The organism is Nocardia sp. NPDC005978 (genome assembly GCF_040614455.1).
Lineage (GTDB): Bacteria > Actinomycetota > Actinomycetes > Mycobacteriales > Mycobacteriaceae > Nocardia.
This window is the reverse complement of sequence record NZ_JBEXUS010000039.1, coordinates 59,559-74,573: the sequence shown is the minus strand read 5'-3', so window position 1 is coordinate 74,573 and position 15,015 is coordinate 59,559. Positions and strand designations below refer to the sequence as shown.

15 protein-coding genes are annotated in these 15,015 nt (G+C 69.6%); 3 read left to right on the top strand and 12 right to left on the bottom strand.

What is annotated here, in order from left to right:
* Positions 1-81 precede the first annotated feature (81 nt).
* The 7 genes from ABZ319_RS19600 to ABZ319_RS19570 form a co-directional block, all read right to left on the bottom strand.
* Entirely contained in the window at positions 82-447 is a 366-nt protein-coding gene (locus tag ABZ319_RS19600; protein WP_354987847.1) for a DUF6188 family protein, read from the bottom strand.
* Between the two features lie 55 nt (positions 448-502).
* Entirely contained in the window at positions 503-1,546 is a 1,044-nt protein-coding gene (locus tag ABZ319_RS19595; protein ID WP_354987846.1) for a hypothetical protein, read from the bottom strand.
* A 38-nt stretch (positions 1,547-1,584) separates the two neighbouring features.
* Complete coding sequence (locus ABZ319_RS19590) at positions 1,585-2,106, bottom strand: hypothetical protein (protein ID WP_354987845.1); 522 nt, start codon at positions 2,104-2,106, stop codon at positions 1,585-1,587.
* A gap of 78 nt (positions 2,107-2,184) precedes the next feature.
* On the bottom strand, positions 2,185-3,066 hold the full coding sequence (locus ABZ319_RS19585) for a short-chain dehydrogenase/reductase (protein ID WP_354987844.1): 882 nt from the start codon (positions 3,064-3,066) through the stop codon (positions 2,185-2,187).
* Complete coding sequence (locus ABZ319_RS19580) at positions 3,066-4,529, bottom strand: NAD(P)/FAD-dependent oxidoreductase (RefSeq protein ID WP_354987843.1); 1,464 nt, start codon at positions 4,527-4,529, stop codon at positions 3,066-3,068. The genes ABZ319_RS19585 and ABZ319_RS19580 overlap by 1 nt, the downstream gene beginning before the upstream one ends.
* A gap of 20 nt (positions 4,530-4,549) precedes the next feature.
* Positions 4,550-5,584, bottom strand: a complete 1,035-nt coding sequence (locus tag ABZ319_RS19575) for a PDR/VanB family oxidoreductase (protein ID WP_354987842.1) — start codon at positions 5,582-5,584, stop codon at positions 4,550-4,552.
* Between the two features lie 194 nt (positions 5,585-5,778).
* Entirely contained in the window at positions 5,779-6,669 is an 891-nt protein-coding gene (locus ABZ319_RS19570) for a metal-dependent hydrolase (RefSeq protein WP_354987841.1), read from the bottom strand.
* Between the two features lie 98 nt (positions 6,670-6,767).
* Between ABZ319_RS19570 and ABZ319_RS19565 the strand changes: the two genes are divergently transcribed.
* Positions 6,768-7,382 (top strand): helix-turn-helix domain-containing protein, encoded by a 615-nt coding sequence (locus ABZ319_RS19565; protein WP_354987840.1) that lies wholly within the window; start codon positions 6,768-6,770, stop codon positions 7,380-7,382.
* Here the strand turns inward: ABZ319_RS19565 and ABZ319_RS19560 are convergent.
* From ABZ319_RS19560 to ABZ319_RS19545, 4 genes are all read right to left on the bottom strand, one after another.
* On the bottom strand, positions 7,349-8,116 hold the full coding sequence (locus tag ABZ319_RS19560) for an alpha/beta hydrolase (protein ID WP_354987839.1): 768 nt from the start codon (positions 8,114-8,116) through the stop codon (positions 7,349-7,351). The two genes, ABZ319_RS19565 and ABZ319_RS19560, sit on opposite strands and share 34 nt — an antisense overlap.
* A gap of 86 nt (positions 8,117-8,202) precedes the next feature.
* Entirely contained in the window at positions 8,203-10,704 is a 2,502-nt protein-coding gene (gene pheT / locus ABZ319_RS19555; protein ID WP_354987838.1) for a phenylalanine--tRNA ligase subunit beta, read from the bottom strand.
* A 45-nt stretch (positions 10,705-10,749) separates the two neighbouring features.
* Positions 10,750-11,811: a phenylalanine--tRNA ligase subunit alpha gene (gene pheS, locus ABZ319_RS19550; RefSeq protein WP_354987837.1), complete on the bottom strand. Its 1,062-nt coding sequence runs from the start codon at positions 11,809-11,811 to the stop codon at positions 10,750-10,752.
* A gap of 154 nt (positions 11,812-11,965) precedes the next feature.
* The gene (locus ABZ319_RS19545; RefSeq protein ID WP_354987836.1) at positions 11,966-12,190 is read right to left on the bottom strand and encodes a nitroreductase family protein; all 225 of its coding nucleotides are present in this window, start codon (positions 12,188-12,190) and stop codon (positions 11,966-11,968) included.
* Between ABZ319_RS19545 and ABZ319_RS19540 the strand changes: the two genes are divergently transcribed.
* Positions 12,182-12,487 (top strand): helix-turn-helix domain-containing protein, encoded by a 306-nt coding sequence (locus tag ABZ319_RS19540; protein WP_354987835.1) that lies wholly within the window; start codon positions 12,182-12,184, stop codon positions 12,485-12,487. The two genes, ABZ319_RS19545 and ABZ319_RS19540, sit on opposite strands and share 9 nt — an antisense overlap.
* Before the next feature lie 91 nt (positions 12,488-12,578).
* Here the strand turns inward: ABZ319_RS19540 and ABZ319_RS19535 are convergent, their stop codons facing one another.
* Complete coding sequence (locus ABZ319_RS19535; protein WP_354987834.1) at positions 12,579-14,027, bottom strand: MFS transporter; 1,449 nt, start codon at positions 14,025-14,027, stop codon at positions 12,579-12,581.
* 183 nt (positions 14,028-14,210) lie between these two features.
* Between ABZ319_RS19535 and ABZ319_RS19530 the strand changes: the two genes are divergently transcribed.
* A complete protein-coding gene (locus ABZ319_RS19530) occupies positions 14,211-14,963 on the top strand; it encodes a hypothetical protein (RefSeq protein ID WP_354987833.1) in 753 nt (250 codons plus the stop codon).
* Positions 14,964-15,015 lie beyond the last annotated feature (52 nt).

Here is a 15,015-nt window from a genome sequence, read left to right as displayed (position 1 = left end):
GTGGTGCAACGCCGCCCCACCGACCGCGGATCGACGCGTACGGGACGGGGCGGGGCCCGGCGGGAGCGCACGCGGGAGCGCTCAGTCGCTCGCCCAGACGGCGAGTTCACCGCCCGGCATGCACACCACCAGATAGCGGCCCGGATCGGTCACGGTCCAGGCCTCGAAGAAACGGTCGGGCTCGACCACGAGGCGCTGACCGGAATCCAGGTCGATCCGCAGCTCGCCGTCGGATTCGACCGTGGCGGAGACGATTACACCGTCGACGGCCTCGGTGAGATCGTCCACGCGGGTCTCCCCGGCCAGCCGGTGCGAGACCGAACCGGCGGCGCGGTGCACCACCAGTTCACTCTCCACGCGTATCTCGTACGCGCCCGCGGTCAGCACTATGACGTGCGGCCCCGAGGACCGCACCCGCAGCTGTTCTCCGGTGATCGGCAGGTCCATTCGGCTCGCCTCCCGCGGGTCGACGCCCCGGCGCGCGGCCGGGGCGTCACTAGGGTTACTCGGTCGCCTCCGTCAGGACACCGATGACCTGATCGGAGAGGAAGAACGGCTCCAGCCGCTCGCGAACGAGCTTGGCCAGCACGCCGTTTCGCTTGGCGGCGTCGACAACGGCGGGGCCGTAGCGCAGGATCTCGCCGGCGATGTCATCGCCGGACAGACCCAGCTCGGGCAGGATCGCGGCCAGGGTGTGATCGCCGTACTTCTCGAAGAAGACCTCCACGCCCTGATCGAGAAGGACGCCGAAGTACTCCTTCTCCCGGGTGGTCAGCGCGATGCGGTAGATGATCAGCGCCAGGTCCTTCAGATCCTGCTGCGTGAGGTAGTCGCGCAGCCCGCTCACCGGCTCACCGGCGTGCAGATCCCAGAACTCCATGGCGGCATCGTGCACGGGGGCGTCGCGCAGCATCTCGCGAATGGCGTTGTTGGTCCGCTTGAGCGCGAATTGCGCGCCCTTACCGGCCATCTCACCCAGGAAGGTGCCGTCGCCGGTGGCCTTCTCGGCGGCCTTGGCGGCGGACTTGGCAGCGGAGGTGCCGAACGAGACCAGCGAGCCCAGGCCCGGGATCTTGTTCGCCATCTGCCGGTTGCTCTCCATGAAGTCCGAGATCAGCTTGTCCACGAACTTGGAGGCCACGGTCGCGACCAGCGGGCTCTCGGTGAGCCGCTCCAGGATGCGCTCCTGGGCCTGGTGCATGGCGAAGATCTTCTCCAGCAGCTGCTCGACCGGCTCCCGGTCGACCACGTCGCCGAGGGTGTAGTCGTTGTTGGCGGCGATGTCGTCGTAGAGCGCGGGCGCGAGCGCGCCGACCATCTCCCCGAGCACCGGGCTGCCGCCGATCAGTTCGACGATCCTGCGCACGGTCTCCTTGGCCTGATCCACCTCGACCACGTCTCGGAAGATGATGGTGTCGGCCACGCCGATCACCGCCTCCACGTCGCGGGCGATCACCTCGGCGAAGCGGTCACCCGTCACCTCGGCGACAATGAAGTCGACCTGCAGGTCGAGCAGCCGTTCGGCGATTTCACGCGGCTCGGTCATACGATTCCACCCATCGTTTCGAAGCGGAGTGCCCGAGATCAGTCGGAATCGTTGCCGTGCACCGACTTTCGAATCTGTTCCAGGCGCTCCCGCGCGGCTTTCTCCCGCGCGTCCCACTGTTCGTCGACGCTGCGGCCCACCGGTGTCTGCCGATCGAGTTCGTTCATCCCCTGGGCGGTGCCGTAGCGCTGCTCGACCTTATCCCGAACTGACTCGAAAGTAGGGACACCGCTGTTCGTATATCCGCCGATCCCCGGTGAGCTGGGCATACCCGTCGGCGGTACCGGTCCGCCGGTGACCATCGCACCCAGCTCGACCTGCCCGAATGTATCGGGAACCGCGGGCCCCGCGCTCGACGGCGGGATGTCCGAGGACAGATCCGTGTCCGGAGTCACATCGGTGACGTTGGGTGAATGACCGACGGTCGCGGCCACCGCGATCGCCACCGCGTGCAGTTCGGCGAGCCCGGCCCGGCCGTCGGTGGCCGCGCCCACCACCGCCGCGAGCTCGGCATCGCTCAGACCCGCCAATTGCGCCGCCAGATTACTGGAATCGCTCATATCGACCAGGCTACGCAGCCGGGCGGCGCCAACGGCGGAAATCCGCCGGGCCTGCGGTTTCGCGGCCCGGCGGCGTTCTCAGAAGCGCACCCGGCGCTGTTCGACCCGGCGCAGCAGATCGTGCACCCGGGGATCGGCGGTCAGCGCCCGATCCAGGGCCACGTTCACCAGGCCGCGCAGCATCGCGTACGGCATCCAGCCCAGTGGCGCGATGGTGCGCGGGGCCCGGCGCTCGATGCCGTCGGCGATGATCTCGGCCGCGCGTTCGGAGCTGATCCGCACGCTCAGCGGCCAGGGCAGCAGGTCGTCCAGCTCGGCGCCGAGTTCGTCGCGATCGAGGGTGGCCCGGGTCATCTCGGTCTGCACGATGCCGAAGTACGCGATACCGGCCGTGGCGCCCCACGGCGCGAGTTCGACCCGCAGCGCCCGGCCGAGCTGCTCCACCGCCGCCTTGCTGATCATGTACGGCGCGCCGGCCATACCGGGGGCGAAGGCGGCGCACGAGGACACCACCACCACGTGCCCGCGCGCGTTCACGATGTGGTCCAGCGCCGGGCGCACGGTGTTGAACACACCGGTCAGGTTCACCCCGAGCACACGATCGAAATCCGCGCCGTCCATGGTGCGCAGGGTGGCCGGGCGCGGCACCACACCGGCGTTGGCGACCACCACGTCCAGGGTGCCGAAGTGATCGACGGCGCGAATCACGGCCTGGCGCATGGCGTCTCGATCCGTCACGTCGGCGGCGACGGCCAGGGCGCGCTTGCCGAGCCGGTGCGCCATGGCGTCGACGGCGTGCCGGTCGATGTCCACCAGCACCACACGCGCGCCGCGTTCGTGCAGCAGCAGCGCCAGGTCGTGCCCGATGCCCTGTCCCGCCCCGGTGATGAGCACCGTCTGCCCGTTGACCCGATTCGCGGCCGGCGAATTGGGGGACAGCAGTCCCAGCAATGACAACATCACTTGCTCACCTCGTACGATTCACTGTCGAATGCGGCTGTGCGACGACGATATTGGAAGCTCCAGTTGGGGTAGAGCCCGGCATTGAGTCCGTCGGCGGTGGTGTAGTAACTCTGGCAGCCGCCGGTGAGCCAGACCGTGGCGGTGCTGCGGCGCGCCATCTCCGCCAGGAACGCCTGCTGCACCCGGGGACGAACCTCCACGCGACGGGCGCCGGTGGCGCGCAACTGCTTCAGGGCGTCGACGATGTAGGCGATCTGCGACTCGATCATGAAGATGGCGGACTGGTTGCCCGCCGCCCCGAACGGGCCGAGCGTGCAGAAGAAGTTCGGGAATCCGGCGACCGCCACACCCAGGTAGCTCTGCGGCTGTTTGTCGTAGAGCTGCGCCAGGCTGCGGCCGTCGGTTCCGATGTAGCTGTCGTACGCGGTGGGGATGGAGGTGAATCCGGTGCCGAACACGATCGTGTCGACCTCGTATTCGGTGCCGTCGCGCAGCACGATGGAGTGCGGGCGAACCTCGGCGATGCCGGTGGTGATCACCTCCACGTTGGGCTGATCCAGGGCCGGGAAGTAGGCGTCGGAGAAGATGGCGCGCTTGCAGCCGATGACGTAGTCGGGCAGCAGTTTCGCGCGCAGGGCCCGATCACGAACCTGGCGTTGCAGCTGCCAGCGGCCCAGCGCCTCGTAGGGGTGACGGAACCGCTGATCGACCAGGGAGATGAGCCCGAAGGTCTCGATGGCGGAATAGAATCCGCCGCGAATCAGGCGCTGGGCCAGCGGAACACGCTCGAGTAGCAGGCGCTCGAGGCCCGAGGTGTGCCGGTCCATGCGCGGCACGATCCAGGGCGCGGACCGCTGGAACAGCAGCAGCTCGCGCACGCGGGGCTGGATCTCCGGCACGAACTGAACCGCGGAAGCGCCGGTGCCGATGACCGCGACCCGCTCGCCCGTGAGATCGTGGTCGTGGTCCCAGTGCAGGGAGTGGAAAGCCTTGCCCGCGAACGTCTCCAGGCCCGGCAGCGCGGGGTACTTGGCCTCGGCGAAGATGCCGGTGGCCGAGAGCAGGAAGTCCGCGGTGAGCGGGCCGTGACTGGTGGCCAGGTGCCAGCGGGACTCGTCCTCGTCCCAGCGGGCGTGCAGCAGCTCGACGCCGAAACGCATGTGCCGCAGCACATCGTGCTCGGTCGCCACCGCCCGCAGGTATTCCAGGATCTCGCGCTGCTGACCGTAGGTGCGCGACCACTTCGGGTTCGGCGCGAACGAGTAGCTGTACAGGTGCGACGGCACGTCGCAGGCCGCGCCCGGGTAGGTGTTGGCCTGCCAGGTGCCGCCGAGGTCGGACGCGCGTTCGAGGATGACCAGATCCTCGAATCCCGCCTCGCGCAACTTGATCGACAGGCCGATGCCGCCGAAGCCGGCGCCGATGATGACGATGGGCGTGTGTTCGACCGTGGAGGTCATCGCCTTCGAGTTCCCTTCGCTCACAGGTCGAGCACCAATTCGTCGCCGGCCGCGCGCGAGACGCACAGCAGCATGCGGTCCGCCCGAGCCGATTCCGAGAGCAGCCGATCGCGATGATCGATCGCCCCGGCGAGCACCCCGACCTCGCAGGAGCCGCAGAAGCCCTGCTGGCAGGAGTAGGCCACATCGGGCAGCTGCCGCCGGACCGCGCTCAGCGCGGTCTCGTCCGCGCCCACCCGCACGGTCCGCCCGCTGCGGTTCAGCGTGAGCCCGAATTCCCGGCCGCCGACCACCGGGAGCGCCGAAAAGCGTTCGGTGTGCAGCGATCCGGTGGGGTTGAGCTCGAACATGCACGCCTGCGCGGCGGCCAGCATGGGCGGCGGTCCGCACACGTACACGGCCGCCCCCGGCGCGGCCGTGGCGATCAGCTCGGCCACATTCGGCGGACCGTGTTCCTCGTCCGCGAGCACCAGCGCGTCCGGGACGACATCCCGGAACGGCATGGAAGCGAGCGAGCGCCCGGTGTAGATCAGCCGCCCCCGCGACCCGGCCGCGAGCGCCATCGGCAGAATCGGCGTGATACCGATCCCGCCCGCCAGGAACAGGTAGGACGGCGCGTCCACGAGCGTGAAAGCGTTGCGCGGCCCGCGAATTCGCAGCCGGTCCCCCACCCACAGCGCGTCGTGGATCTCGGCCGAGCCGCTGCCGTCCGGAATCCTCCGGACCGCGATGCGATACCGGTAGCGGTCGGCCGGATCACCGCACAGCGAGTACTGCCGCTGCTTACCCGAGGGCAGAAAGACATCCAGGTGCGCGCCGGGCCGCCAGCTCGGCAGCGGCCGGCGATCGGCGGCGTAGAGCGACAGGCTCACCACCCCGTCCGCCTCGATCGTGCGCGCGCCGACGACCATGTCCAGGTCGAATCCGCCGCGCCGCACCGGATTCGAGCGCGAGAGCACGGGGGCGGCCGGGCCGGAGACGAAGACCTTCAGGTACGCGTCCATCACCGAGCCGAGCAGCCGGAGCCCGGCCCCCGGGCCGGTCGTCCTCGACACCGCCGTCCCGGATCCGGCCGGCGCCGTGGGACGGCTCGCACCCGGCTTCGCCGCCGCGTGACTTCCGTCCGCGGCGGGAACGTGGGGACCCCGACCTCGCATCGCATCCACGCGACCGCCTCGCGGTGTCGCGACGACGCTCGCGCCCGTCCCGGCCGCATCGTCGAGGCCGTGCTCCGCGGGTACCCCCGCCATCACCGGGCCGCCCGGGCCGCGGGCGAGTGGGCGAGGTAGCGCAGGGCGTTGTCCATCGGACCCAGCTGCGAGGGATGGAAGCCGGGGCGCAGGTACCGGGGCAGTTCGGTGAAAAATACTGTCCAGCTGGGGATTACGCCGCGCTTGGTGGCGTCGAGGAACTGCCGGCCCCAGGAGCGGCCCTTGTCCGGGGTCGGGTCCTTGCGGTAGAGGTAGCCCGCCGAGACGATGAACAGCGGCAGCAGGGTGGCGCTGGCCAGGATCGCGGTCCGCGCCTTGCGCGCGTAACTCCCGTCCACGTGCATGAAGGCGTCGTAGACGACGCTGCGGTGCTCGACCTCCTCCGCGCCGTGCCAGCGCACCAGATCCAGCATGGCCGGGTGCATGCCCTTGGCCTCGAGGATGTCGGCTTCCAGGAGCCATTCGCCGAGCACCGCGGTGTAGTGCTCCATGCCGGCGAACAGGCCGAGCCGTTCCTTGAGCCATTCCTGCTTGGCGCGCCCGGCGAGCCCGTGGTCGCCGAGAATCCGGTCCACCAGCCAGGCGATGGCGTCGACGTAGGTATCGACGTCCAGCCCGATATCGCGCAGATGATTCCGCGCGGCCTCGTGGCTGCTGGCGTGCATGGATTCCTGGCCGACGAAGCCGGTCACCTCCTCCCGCAGGCGCTCGTCGTCGATGTACGGCAGCGCCTCGGCGAGCGCGGCGGCCATGGCGCGCTCCCCTTCCGGCAGCACCAGGTGCATCACATTGACGATGTGCGTGGCCAGGGCCTCGCCCGGAATGTAGTGCATGGGAACGGATTCGAAGTCGAAGTGCACATCGCGCGGAGCGATGGCGTGTGCTTCGTCGCGGTACTGGCGCCGCGTTGCGCCGTCCTGATCGACCATGTGTCGAACCGTACAGTGCAACAAATAGCATTGCAATGTTGCAGCAACAGATTGCTCCAGATTGTTGCAGTTCGCCTCGATTTTGCTAGCGTTGAACCGTGCCGACCGCCTCGAACACCCCCGCGAGCCGCGTTACCGAAGATGATCGGACCCTGATCCTGGACGCCGCGCTGCGCCAATTCGAACGCGTCGGGGTCAAGAAGACGACCCTGGAGGACGTCGCCCGCGAAGCCGGGGTCGACCGGGTGACGGTTTACCGCCGCATCGGCTCCCGCGACGACCTGGTCCAGGCGGTGTTCAATCGCGAAGTGGGCCTGGTGCTCACCGACCTCGCGCAGATCCCCGATCGCCACGACACCCTCGACGGCATGCTGGTCGAACTGTTCCTGGGGGTCCTCACGCACTGGCGCGAACACCCGGTCGCCACCCGCATGCTGACCCTGGAACCCGACCGCGTGCTGACCAAACTCAGCGTCGAGGGCAGCGAGGTCTTCACCCTCGCGGTGGGCGTCACCGCCGCGCTGCTGGAGAACGCGGTCGAGCGCGGGCTACTGGCCCCGGCGGACGATCTGACCACGCGCGCGGAAATCGTGTGCCGCCTGGTGCATTCGCTGATCCTGCTGCCGCGCGCCACCATCGCACTGGACACCCGCGAGCAGATCGAGGGTTTCGCCCGGACCTACCTGCTGCCGATCGTGGCGCCGACCCACTGAGCCAGCGCCCCGGACCAGCCCGGAATGGCCACCAGATCATTGTGGCCGCCACCGGGATAGATGATGAGCTCCTTGGGCTCGGGCGCGGCCGCGAACAGCGCGCGGCCCATGCGCACCGGCAGCAACTCGTCGGAATCCCCGTGCATGACCAGCACCGGGCAGGACAGCCGCCGGATGCGCTCGATGCTGGGATAGGCGTTGGGCACGAACACCTTCGGCAGGAACGGGTACACCGCCCCGGCGGCATCACGCAGTCCGGTGAAGGTGGACATCAGCACCATGGCGGCGGGTGGATGGGCGGTCGCCAACTCCAGGAGCACGCCCCCGCCGAGCGACTTCCCCAGGTAGACAACCTTTCCGGAATCTATCCCGGGCTGGGCCAGGAGCGCTTCGCGGGCCGCGCGGGCATCGAGGTAGGTGCCGCGCTCCCCGGGACGGCCGGTGCTGCGGCCGAATCCGCGATAGTCGAACACCAGCACGTCGAACCCGGCCGCCGAGAGCATGGCCAGGATCGGCGAGCGATCCCCGATATTGCCGGCGTTGCCGTGCGCGAAAAGCAGGTGCCCCAGCGGTTTTCCGGCCGCGCGCACGAACCAGGCGTTGACGGTCTCACCGTCCGCCGTCGGCAGGTACAGATCCTCGTACGCCAGCCCGAAGTCCGCGGGCGTCATGACGATGCGACGCCCCGGGTGATAGGTCAGGGCATTGAGGACGGGGGTGGCCGGATGTCGCATGTGTTCTTTCCTACCTCGCGAATCGGCGATGGCCCGCCGCGACACCCGTGAGCGCACGCGACGGGCCATCGCCCGAACTCGAATCGCTATCCGCGCAGCACCGCGCCGACTGTGTCGGCCGCGGCGGCGACCGCGGCGTCACGGGCCGCGCTGGCCTCGTCCTCGGTGAGGGTGCGATCGGCGGCCCGGAAGCGCAGCGCGTAGGTCAGGGACTTGCGGCCCTCGCCCGCCTGCGCGCCCTCGTACACGTCGAAGAGCGAGATCTTCTCGAGCAGTTCGCCCGCGCCACCGCGCAGCGCGCTCTCCACGGCCGCGGCCGGAACCGACTTCTCCACGCTCACCGACACGTCCTGCAGCACCGCCGGGAAGGCGGAAACCACGGGGGCGGGCCGCAATTCGCGCACCGGCAGGGCATCGAGGTCGATTTCCACCGCGCAGGTGCGCGGCGGCAGGCTCGACCGTTCGAGCACGGCCGGATGCAGTTCACCGGCGTGACCGACGACGACGCCGTCCACCACCAGCTCCGCGCAACGGCCCGGATGCCACGGCAGGTACGCCGCGGCCCGGCGCTCGATGACGACGTTGGCGGCATCGGCCACGGCGTCCACGAGCGCGAAAGCATCACTCGCCTCGACGATCCGGCCCTGGCCCCACGGGCCCTTCGGCTCGCGGCGACCGGTCAGCACGACCGCGATCTGCACCGGCTGGTGCGGCAGCGAGGCGTCGAGTCCGGCGATCTCGGCGTCGGTGGGCCGCCGGTCCACCGGCAGCAGCCCGACCGGCGCGGTCTGCGGCGTGGCCTGCACGACCTGCGCGATGCCGTAGATGGCGAGGTCGCGCTCACCGCGAGAGATGTTGCGGGCGGCCACTTCCAGCAGTCCGGGCAGCAGGGTGGAGGCCAGCTCGGGGCGATCGGCATCCAGGGGGTTGAGCACCCGCAGGGTGTTGCGGCGGGCGTCGTCCTGCGGCAGGCCCCAGGTGTCGAAGACCTCGCGGGACATGAAGACCGGCGGCGGCACCTCGACGCAGCCCGCGAACGCCAGCGCCCGGCTCACCGCGCGGCGGCGGCGCTGTTCGGGGGTCAGGCCGCGACCGGCCGGGGCGGCCGGCAGCACGGACGGAATCTTGTCCAGCCCCTCGAGCCGCAGCACCTCCTCCACCAGATCGACGGGCTGGGTGAGGTCGGGCCGCCAGCTCGGCGGGGTCACCGACAGTTGCGGGTGCCCGGCCTCGCTGACCCCGACCTCGACCGCGCAGCCCACCTGCTGCAGGCGACGCGTGGACGCGCCGGGCTCGTAGTGCACGCCGGCCACGCGGTCGGCCAGGTCGATGTCCATGGTGATGACGGGCGCGGCGGGAACCGGCACCCGTACGTCGGTGAGCACGGATTCGACCGTGCCACCGGCGATCTCGGCGAGCAGCGTGGCCGCGCGATCGAGTGCGGCGATATTGAGCTCGGGATCCACCACGCGCTCGAACCGGCGGCTCGCCTCCGAGCCCAGCTTGTGCCGGCGCGCGGTGCGGGCCACGGCGATCGGGTTCCAGGTGGCGGCCTCGAGCACGATGTCGGTCGATTCCCCGCCGACCTCGGTGCTCGCGCCGCCCATGATCCCGGCCAGGGAGATGACGCCGGAATCGTCGGCGATCACCACGTCCTCGGCGTCGAGGGTGCGCTCGACGCCGTCCAGGGTGCGCAGGGTCTCGCCCTTGCGCGCGCGGCGCACCACGAGGCCGCCCGCGACCTTGACCGCGTCGAAGGCGTGCAGCGGCTGGCCCAGTTCGAGCATGACGTAGTTGGTGACGTCGACCGCCGGGGAGATCGGGCGCACGCCCGAGAGCAGCAACCGGCGCTGCAACCACCAGGGGCTCAACGCCTTCGGGTCCACACCGGTCACCCGGCGCACCGCGAAACGGGTGCACAGCGACTCCGGCTCGAGCGTGACGGGCCAGGCCGGCGCGTCGGCGTCGGGCAGCAGGCGCACCGCCGGATCACTGAATTCCAGGTCGAAGCCGCAGGCCAGGTCGCGGGCCAGGCCGCGAGCGGAGAAGGCGTAGCCGCGGTCCGGGGTGATGGCCAGCTCGATGACAGTGTCGTCCAGGCCCAGCAGCGCGTTGGCGTCGGCGCCCGGCTCGGCGGTGCCCGGGCGCAGCACCAGGATGCCGTTGGCGTCCTTGCCGATGCCGAGCTCGGCGACCGAGCAGATCATGCCGTTGCTGGTGTGCCCGTAGGTCTTCCGCGATGTGATCTTGAAGCCGCCGGGCAGCACGCCGCCGGGCAGGATCACCACGACCAGGTCACCGACCGCGAAATTGCTCGCGCCGCAGACGATCTCCTGGAGCTCCGGATTGCCGACGTCGACCTTGCAGAAGCGAATCGGCTTCTTGAACTCGGTCAGCTCGGTGATCTCGGCGACCCGGCCCACCACCAGCGGGCGCTCGATGTCGCCGTCGATCCGCTCGAGCGAGTCGACCTCTTCGACCTCCAGGCCGACCCGGACGAAACCCGCGTCGAGCTCGTCCGGCGTCACCGACCACTCGGGGGTGGTGCGCTGCAGGATTTCCGTCAGCCAGGACTGCGCTACTCGCACTTGACGTTTCGCTTTCCGTGTTCAGGGGATGGGAAGTGTGGCGCGCTAGGACTGGATGCCGAAGGGCAGCGTGAAGCGCACGTCGCCCTCGACGATGTCGCGCATGTCCGACAGTCCGTTGCGGAACTGCAGGGTGCGCTCCAGACCCATGCCGAACGCGAATCCGGTGTACACCTCCGGATCGATCCCGCTGGCGATGAGCACCTTCGGGTTGACCATGCCGCAGCCGCCCCACTCGACCCAGCCCGGTCCGCCCTTCTTGTCCTCGAACCACACGTCCACCTCGGCCGACGGCTCGGTGAACGGGAAGAAGCTGGGACGCATGCGCGTGGTGGTGTTCGGGCCGAACAGCGCGCGCGCGAACGAATCCAGGGTGCCCTTGAGGTGCGCCATGGTCAGGCCCTTGTCGATGGCCAGACCCTCGACCTGCGAGAACACCGGGGTGTGCGTGGCATCGAGCTCATCGGTGCGGAAGGTCCGGCCCGGGCACACCACGTAGATCGGCAGCTCGCGCGTGAGCATGGATCGCACCTGCACCGGGGAGGTGTGGGTGCGCAGCACCTGGCGCGAGCCCTCGGGCGCGATGTGAAAGGTGTCCTGCATCGTGCGCGCGGGATGATCGGGCAGGAAGTTCAGTGCGTCGAAGTTGAAGTGCTCGGTCTCGACCTCGGGACCCTCGGCGACCTCCCAGCCCATGCCGACGAAGACGTCGGCCACGCGCTCGGAGAGCACGGCGATGGGGTGGCGCGCGCCGGCGGGCGCGCGGCGGGCGGTCACGGTCACGTCGATGGCCTCGGCGACCAGCACGGCCGCGTCGCGCTCGGCGAGCAGTTCGGCGTTGCGGCCCTCGTACGCCTGCGACACCCGCTGGCGAGCCACGTTCACGAGCTTGCCCGCGTCGGCCTTCTGCTCCTTCGGCAGCGTGCCCAGCGAACGCTGGGCCAGCGAGATCGGCGACTTGCCACCCATGAACTCGGTCTTGGCGCTCGCGAGCGCCTCCAGGTCGGCGGCAGCGGCGAACGCCTTCTCAGCGGCCTCCGCGGCGGCGGCGAGGGATTCCTCGGTCAACGCCACACTCTGCTCGGCACGGTCGATGTCGTCGGCCACGATGGTTCGTCACTCCCCTGGCTGGTACGGGTCGGGCGGTTTGCCGCCCCCATTCTTGCTGGTCGAATCGTAGGCGTTGTACTCAGCCCACTTCACATGCTTTTCTCCCAGGCAGCGCGCACCCTCGCGGCGTGGTGCGCGCCACCCGCGCGGGTCAGGCGGCGGGGAATCGCTCCCGGAAGACCGTCCGGTCCACGGCCCGCCGACCTGGGTGCTTGCGTTCCCCCGCGGCATAGCCGACCGAGACGAGCAATGCGATGGCGACATCATCGCGCCCCTCGGCGCCGATGACCTTCTTCACGCGTTCTTCATCCCAGCCGTTCAGCGGGGAGGTGGCCAGGCCGAGTTCGGTGGCGGCCAGCATGAGGTCTTGGATCACATCGCCGGCAAGTGGACGATCCTGGTGATCGACGCGCTGCGGGCGGGCGGCACGATGCGCTACACCGATCTGTCGCGGCGCATCGGCGGCGTATCGCAGAAGATGCCGACCCAGACCCTGCGCACCCTGGAATCGGATGGATTCCTCACGCGCACACAGCATCCCACCATTCCGCCACGGGTGGAGTACACACTCACCCCGCTCGGGCACAGTCTGGCCGAACCCGTCACGGCCCTGCGGGAGTGGACCGAGACCCATATCAACGAGATCGAGGCCGCGCGCCGCTCGGTCGAATAGCCCACGCGCACAGGCGAATCGCCCCTTCCGGCGGCATTGCCGGAAGGGGCGATCGGTTCCCGGCATCGGGTCGCCGGGCCGTCGGTCGGGCTCAGTGGGCGAACGCCGCCGTCTCGCCGGTCTTCGCGCCGGCGGCCGGGCGGCCGGGCAGGAACGCGGCGACCACCGCGCCGACCGCGACGATGCTCGCGCCGACCCAGACCGCCGGCACCAGGCCGTCGACATAGCTCTGCGGGTCGGTGTAGGAACCGTGCGAGGCGAAGACCGAGGCCAGGATCGCCACGCCCAGGGCCACGCCGACCTCGCGAATCGTGCTGTTGGTGCCCGAGGCCATGCCCTGATCGGCGGCGCTCGCGCTGGACATGACGACCGTCGCGGCGGGCGCGAAGGTCAGGCCCATGCCGACGCCGCCCATGATGAACGGCAGCACCAGCGCGCTGTAGGCGACGTCGGCGCTGGTGATCAGCGCCATCCAGCCCAGGGCGCCGGCCAGCAGCACCTGGCCGGTGGCGACCAGCACGCGGGGACCGACCCGGTCCACGAACAGTCCCGCGAGCGGGGCGACCACCATCGGGGCCATGGTCCAGGGCATGGTGCGCACCCCGGCCTCGAAGGGGCTGTAGCCCTTGACCACCTGGAAGAACTGGGCCAGCAGGAAGATCGAGCCGAACACGCCCACCGAGAAGGTGAGCATCGTGGTGTTGATGAGGCTGAAGCCGCGGTTCGAGAACAGGCGCAGCGGCAGCATCGGCTCGGCGGTGCGGCGCTCCCACACGATGAAGGCCACGAAAAGCACCGCGCCACCGAGCAATCCGCCCAGCACCGGGGCCGAGGTCCAGCCGTCGTCGGCGCCGTGGATGACGCCCCAGACCACCGCCAGCACGCCGCCGGCCGACAGCAGCAGCCCGGCGATGTCCAGACGCCTTGTGCTGCCGAAGGATTCATCGAGCACACGGGCCACGAACGGCAGCGCCAGAATGCCGATCGGCACGTTCAGCCAGAAGATCCACTGCCAGCTCAGCCCGTCCACGACCGCGCCGCCCACCACCGGGCCCAGCGCCACACCGAGTCCGGCGATGCCGCCCCAGATGCCGATGGCCGCGCTGCGCATCTTCTCCGGGACCGCCGCCGCCAGCAGCGGTAGCGACAGCGGCAGCACCGCCGCCGCGCCGAGCCCCTGCACCGCCCGCGCCGCGATCAGCATCCACGGCTCACTGGCGACCGCACAGGCCGCCGAGGCCGCGGTGAACACCGCGATGCCGATCAGGAACAGCCGCCGCCGCCCGATCCGGTCGCCGAGCGCCGACGCGGTCAGGATCAGCGAGGCGAACGACAACGTGTAGGCGTTCACGAACCACTGCAGATCCGACAGCGAGGCGCCGAGTTCGGTCCGGATCACCGGCAGCGCGTTGGTGACGACCAAATTGTCCAGCGTCACCATGAACATCGGAATGCCCACGGCCACCAGGACCGCGGCCAGGGACCGCGGCGGCTTACCGGCCACCGTTGCCCCCGAGGAGTTTTCGAGTGTCGAAGTCATGACCAACCCTTGTTGTTATCGACTGATAACTAGAGAGTATGCATCGACTGATAACAAGTCAACAGGCGATCGCGGACACCCCGGCCGCCGGGCGGCGTACAGCGCCGACTCGCTCCACATCACCCGCGTACACCCGATAGGCTCGGCAAGCACAAGTCCACGAACATGTTTGGGGTGATTCCAATGACCACCGTCGTCGAAGAACTCGTAACCAAACTGCGGACGCTGGCACAGCGGCGATCCGAAGTGGTTCAGCTGTTCTCCGGGTTCAGCGACAGCGAGCTCGACGCGTTTCCGGTGCCGGTGGCCGAGCCGGAGCGGTCGCTCCTGCGGCAGGTCGGCGGATTATTGGTGGAGGGCGAGTACTTCGGGCCGGGACACGAGCGCCGCGAGCTCGACGAACCGCCGCGCTGGGACGGCGCGGTGGGCGGCGAGTCCGACACCGGGCCGAAAGGTTCTGCGCTGCAGCTGTATATGGCCCGCGGCTCGGGCGACCACTACTTCGTGGACATCGACCGCGAGACCGGCCACTGGGGCCCGATCCTGGGCAGCTCCCCCGATTTCGACGCCACCCTGGCCCTGCAGGCGCGCTCACTGGTCGACTGGTGGACGGCCCTGGCCGCCGGCATCGACGCCACCCCCGCCGACGAGGACTACGAGTTCGACGACGTCCTGGACAACGAGAACCCACACCTGGCCACCGCCCTCTACCCGTGGGATCACCGGCACTCCGAAGCCAAGCCCGTCCCCTGCTCCGATCTGGTCGCCGACCTGAATCCCGAAGAGCGCCAGTACTTCACCGATCTGCCCGCGGGCGCGCTGGCCATCGACCTGGCCGCGGTCACCCCGCCCGCCCTGCTGGATGTCCGGGTGTCGGAAAAGTACGAACGCCGGGGCAACGGCCGCTTCCTGCTCATCACCGAGCCCGAACGCTGAACACGGAGTCTCACCCGGCAAGTACGCATTGACTGATAACATATACCGGGCG

Bases quoted from the DNA above. Each gene is read 5' to 3' on its own strand.
- ABZ319_RS19590 (WP_354987845.1), bottom strand. From the start codon at position 2,106: ATGAGCGATTCCAGTAATCTGGCGGCGCAATTGGCGGGTCTGAGCGAT.
- ABZ319_RS19600 (WP_354987847.1), bottom strand. From the start codon at position 447: ATGGACCTGCCGATCACCGGAGAACAGCTGCGGGTGCGGTCCTCGGGG.
- ABZ319_RS19585 (WP_354987844.1), bottom strand. From the start codon at position 3,066: ATGTTGTCATTGCTGGGACTGCTGTCCCCCAATTCGCCGGCCGCGAAT.
- ABZ319_RS19530 (WP_354987833.1), top strand. From the start codon at position 14,211: ATGACCACCGTCGTCGAAGAACTCGTAACCAAACTGCGGACGCTGGCA.
- ABZ319_RS19595 (WP_354987846.1), bottom strand. From the start codon at position 1,546: ATGACCGAGCCGCGTGAAATCGCCGAACGGCTGCTCGACCTGCAGGTC.
- ABZ319_RS19535 (WP_354987834.1), bottom strand. From the start codon at position 14,027: ATGACTTCGACACTCGAAAACTCCTCGGGGGCAACGGTGGCCGGTAAG.
- ABZ319_RS19560 (WP_354987839.1), bottom strand. From the start codon at position 8,116: ATGCGACATCCGGCCACCCCCGTCCTCAATGCCCTGACCTATCACCCG.
- ABZ319_RS19570 (WP_354987841.1), bottom strand. From the start codon at position 6,669: ATGGTCGATCAGGACGGCGCAACGCGGCGCCAGTACCGCGACGAAGCA.
- ABZ319_RS19580 (WP_354987843.1), bottom strand. From the start codon at position 4,529: ATGACCTCCACGGTCGAACACACGCCCATCGTCATCATCGGCGCCGGC.